Source organism: Pseudomonas sp. P5_A2_2, assembly GCF_054177685.1.
In genome coordinates this window covers 1-1,636 of record NZ_JBGCUL010000976.1, presented here as the reverse complement: position 1 = coordinate 1,636, position 1,636 = coordinate 1, and the positions used below count along the sequence as shown (strand labels likewise).

The window sequence follows — 1,636 nt, the reverse complement described above, 5'->3', positions numbered from 1 at the left end:
TGTAAGAGCAGCGTTTCCCAGGACTACTTGCCTAAAGGGTGTTCCGGTTCTGCGGCATGAATAGCTGAATCAAATCCCCGCCATTGCGGGGTTTTTCCTGTTTGTCGAACCGTCGTCAAAAGCTACAGAGAATGCTCGAAAATTCAGGGTATTAGGAACTTTCCAGAAACCCGCAACTTGCATGCAGCGTTTCTGCGTCTCGTGCATTTTGCATGATTCCGAAAATTGGCGGATTTCATAATTGGTTGATTTATAAGGTTTTGTTCTCTGCTTTAAAGTTGGCATAGCGTTCGCAATAACCCAGGTAACCCTGCCGACATGGCACCCGGCAGACTTTTCCGAAAAACAGGAGTTACTCGTATGAAGAAGTTCGCTATCACTGCCGCTGCTGCTACCGCGTTGACCCTGACCATGGCCAGCGCAGCGTTTGCTCAAACCACCCAGGCAACCCAGTCGCCGATGGTGCTGGCTGCCGGTGAAATGACCAAAGCGAAAGAAGCTACTTCCGATACCTGGATCACCACCAAAGTCAAAGCCGACCTGATGACCGAAAAAGGCATTCCAGGTAGCGATATCAAGGTTGAAACCAACGAAGGCGTGGTATCGCTGTCGTCGACCACCGCCGTGACCGATTCGCAAAAAGAAATGGCTGTGGCCATCACCAAGAAAATCAAAGGCGTCAAGGCGGTTTCCGCTGACGGCTTGAAAGCCGAGTAAGGCAAGGCTTTTCGCCCGGATCGGGGCCAAACGAAGGTTGGCCACCACAGGCCTCGCGCATTTTTGCCGGGGCCTGCTCTATATGCAGCGCTTAAAATCATTGTGGGAGCAAGCCCGCTCCCACATTGGATAGTGCTAATTAATTGCCGCGTTTGCTGGTGATCTGCTTCAGCCGATTACCTTCGAACCGCAAGTATTGATACATCCCGCCATTGGGGCCGTAGGTCCATTCCTCGACCTGAAACTCTTCGCGCCGATCGGCACTGCGCTTGTAACCCAGCAGGTCGCGGCTGACTGGCTCACCGCATTTGTGCAAGACCTCACTCGAGCGATCGCCGACGCTGATCAATTGGCTGCCACAGCGCAGGGTATCGGCGGCCCAGGCCTGACTGGCCGATAGCGCCAGAACCAGGCCTGCCAGCAGCCAACGAATCATCACTCGGCATCCAGATGCATCGGTGTCACCACGCGGCCGTCACTTTGCGCCTCGCCCAGATTGGCGTCGATGAAGTACACCCGGTCGTCTTCCAGCTGCGTCTTGTCGACCAGGTAATCCTTGATGCTGCTGGCGCGTTCCTGGCCCAGTTGACGCAACAGCACGTCACTGGAGCTCCAGAATTTGATCACTTCGGCGCGCATTTTTGCGGTGCGCTCTTCCTTGCTCAAGTCCTTCCATTCGGCAGGGGGCTGGGTTTTCAGGCGGATGCGGTAGATACCTTCAAGCAGCGGGCCTTTTTCGTCGTCCGGCACTTCCAGCAACGAAGCCTGGGCCGGGACCTTGTCACCTCGGCGCTGGAGCATTTTGTAGTAGTTGTACTGGTATTCACGCTCCAGGCGTTGTTCGGCGATCAGTGGGCCATCGGCGTTCTGGGCGGCGGTACCTTCGATTTCCAGGCGTAGGGCCGGGCGCTCCTTGAGC

General features: G+C 55.5%; 3 protein-coding genes. 1 reads left to right on the top strand and 2 read right to left on the bottom strand.

All coding sequences use genetic code 11. The features are described from left to right. Window positions 1-360: 360 nt before the first annotated feature. The gene (locus tag ACXRVY_RS27955) at window positions 361-717 is read left to right on the top strand and encodes a BON domain-containing protein (protein ID WP_223463669.1); all 357 of its coding nucleotides are present in this window, start codon (window positions 361-363) and stop codon (window positions 715-717) included. A gap of 139 nt (window positions 718-856) precedes the next feature. On the opposite strand, the gene ACXRVY_RS27950 is transcribed toward ACXRVY_RS27955, so the two are convergent. Both ACXRVY_RS27950 and ACXRVY_RS27945 read right to left on the bottom strand, forming a co-directional pair. Next, window positions 857-1,153 (bottom strand): DUF2845 domain-containing protein, encoded by a 297-nt coding sequence (locus tag ACXRVY_RS27950; protein WP_223463668.1) that lies wholly within the window; start codon window positions 1,151-1,153, stop codon window positions 857-859. Beyond that, the coding region (locus ACXRVY_RS27945) for a DUF748 domain-containing protein (protein WP_458238830.1) at window positions 1,153-1,636 on the bottom strand (484 nt) is incomplete at its 5' end. The genes ACXRVY_RS27945 and ACXRVY_RS27950, both read right to left, overlap by 1 nt.

What these genes read in the sequence shown, in the direction of transcription:
- ACXRVY_RS27950 (WP_223463668.1), bottom strand. Translation starts at nt 1,153, where the DNA reads ATGATTCGTTGGCTGCTGGCAGGCCTGGTTCTGGCGCTATCGGCCAGT.
- ACXRVY_RS27955 (WP_223463669.1), top strand. Translation starts at nt 361, where the DNA reads ATGAAGAAGTTCGCTATCACTGCCGCTGCTGCTACCGCGTTGACCCTG.